At 39.7% G+C, this 2702-nt stretch carries 2 protein-coding genes and 1 pseudogene; all 3 read left to right on the top strand.

Going from position 1 to position 2702, the window contains the following annotated elements; genetic code table 11:
• A partial coding sequence (locus L659_RS01000000123180) for a transposase (RefSeq protein WP_024589690.1) occupies positions 1-1053 on the top strand: 1053 nt, incomplete at its 5' end.
• Positions 1054-1450: 397 nt separating this feature from the next.
• A pseudogene (locus L659_RS1000000124150) lies at positions 1451-1528 on the top strand (transposase); the annotation flags it as partial.
• 105 nt (positions 1529-1633) lie between these two features.
• Positions 1634-2608, top strand: a complete 975-nt coding sequence (locus L659_RS0122820; protein ID WP_024589310.1) for a transposase — start codon at positions 1634-1636, stop codon at positions 2606-2608.
• Positions 2609-2702: the final 94 nt, after the last annotated feature.

Here is a 2702-nt window from a genome sequence, read left to right as displayed (position 1 = left end):
CGCAAAAAAGCAAAACTAGAACGCGCAAGCAAACGTATTATTGAACGCCACCAATCACAAGATGGACTGGGCGAAGAGTTGATAACTCAGGACTTAAAACAAAAAGAAAAGCTGGATAGAAGTGCAGGTAAAATCACCGAGTTTTTAGCCACTCACGAAGAGAAAACAGGCAGTAAAGGCAAGCCTGTTAAAAGTAATATCACTGACCCAGATAGTGCGAAGATGACGACCTCAAAAGGGACAATTCAAGGCTACAACGGCATCGCGATAAACGATGATAAACATCAAATCATCCTGCAAGCACAAGCGTGGGGCTCAGTGGGCGAACAACAAACTTTACAGCCAGCCGTTGCACAATTAAAACAGCAGCTTGCTAAACTCAATACAGAAAAAATGGCAGATAAACACACCATCAAATTTACCGCAGACAGTGGGTTTAACAGCGAAGTAAATCTTGAGTTTATGGCGCAAAGTGGGTTCGATACCTACATTGCGGATAACCAATTTAGAAAACGAAATCCGCTATTTAAAGACAGCGAAACATACGAAACAGAGCAAGAAAAACGGCGACTAAAACGCAGCAAAGGCAAGCCTCGGTTATTTACCTCAGACGATTTTCATTATGATGAGACAACGCAAACATGCCGCTGCCCTGCAGGCAATGCCATGTGGCGAAGCGGGGTCAATGTAAACAGCCATAACCAGCAATACACGCGATTCTGTGGTTACTTAAAAGACTGTAAAACATGCCCGCTACAGCAGCAATGCATGCGAAAACCACCGATAGAAAGAGGACGACAAGTGCAGTTTATAAATAATGAATCGCGCAAAAAGCTGAGCTATGTCGATAAGATGAAAGTTAAAATAGACAGCCCAATCGGACGACGACAATACAGCAAACGGCTCGGCTGTATTGAACCGGTGTTCGGGAATATTACAGTGAACAAAGGCATGAATAAATTGACCTTACGGGGTCAAGCGAAAGTAAATGCGCAATGGCAATTGTATTGCCTTGTTCATAATATAGAAAAGCTGAAAAATACGATACATTAAAAAGGGGAAGCCCTTTTAACCTAAATTAAAGCCACTCAAACACCCGTAATCCCTTCCAAAACGCCAATTAAAACAATATCAAACACTTCTATATTCTGCATAAAAATATAGTAATCAATTGAACCAAAATAGGAACTCAGCTATGGTTTGTTTATCAATAAAAACAAATTTAAAAACGAGTTAATCTACAGGCTCGTTAGGTATACAAGGAAGTTAAGTGCCAATTTATATCAAAGTTGAACAATCCAATGAAAAGCTAGCTCACTTAGCAAAAGATCATTGGGAGCTGCCTGTTCAGATCCAAGAGCTTGAAAGTTGGTGAATGATTAATTAGGATGACACCCATCCTAATCATTAGGAAAAAAGCTAACAAAAACAGTATGAAGAGTGCATTATTATAAATAATGAATCACGCAAAAAGCTGAGCTATGTAGGCAAAATGAAAGTAAAAATAGACAGCCCAATCGGGCTACGATAGCTGTTTATTAAAAGTAATTAACAGTGACACCCATCCTAAATTTTGATCTTTTTAAAATTAAGGACTACGTTTATTTAGTGTAAAAAATAAGCAGGGTGTCTTATGGCTATCGCAAGAAAGCGTCAAGTAAGTTTGGTTGATACAAAATACTATCACTGTATTTCACGCTGTGTTCGTCGTGCATTTTTATGTGGAGAAGACCGCTTTACTGGTCAATCTTACGAGCATCGACGAGGGTGGGTTGAAGATAAGCTGCTTGAATTAGCAAAGGTATTTTGTATTGATGTATGTGCTTATGCCGTAATGAGTAATCACACCCATTTGGTACTATATGTAGATGATAAGAAAGCAAACAGGCTGAATGATAAAGCGATTGTTATTCGCTGGCATAAACTCTGTAAAGGCACATTGTTAACGCAAAAATATGTACAAGGTGAAAAGCTAAGTAAAGTTGAACTCATCTTTTTCAACCAAACGGTTAAACAATACCGCGAACGCCTAGCAAGTATTAGCTGGTTTATGCGGTTGTTAAATGAAGACATTGCGCGCAGAGCAAATAAAGAAGATAACTGCACAGGACGATTCTGGGAGGGTAGATTCAAATCGCAAGCATTACTAGATGAAGCAGCCCTTGCGGCCTGCATGGCCTATGTCGATTTAAATCCCATTAGGGCTAAAATGGCTAACACACCAGAAGAGTCAGACCATACCAGTGTACAAAAGCGCTTAACATGCGCGACAGAAGGTAAACAGCCTAAACAGTTACTACGTTTTGCAGGTATGCCACGTCAGATTATGCCTAAAGGACTGCCGTTTGAGCTTAAATCGTACCTTGAACTTGTTGAGTTAACAGGGCGAATAATACGAGAGGATAAACGCGGGTATATTGATTACATGAACCTACCTTTGTTAGAAAGGCTTAATATCTCCCCAGAGAACTGGCTAAAACTTACTACGCAATTTACGCGCGTATTCCATGGAGCAGTCGGCAGGCCCACTTCACAAGCAAGTTACTGTGAAAATTTAAAGCGTAAACGGCGATCAAATATTAGCAACTGCGAAAAGCTACTCGCATAATACTTAAGCTACTCAGTAAAACCATTCAGTAAACATTATAACTGCAATTATGTAGTTATTATCATGCGTGTAATTCAGGTTTTAACGTGCTAAT

Source organism: Pseudoalteromonas sp. S8-8 (assembly GCF_000497875.1).
Lineage (GTDB): Bacteria > Pseudomonadota > Gammaproteobacteria > Enterobacterales > Alteromonadaceae > Pseudoalteromonas > Pseudoalteromonas arctica.
Note: the sequence above shows the minus strand (reverse complement) of the source record. Positions and strands in the feature narration are given on the sequence as shown.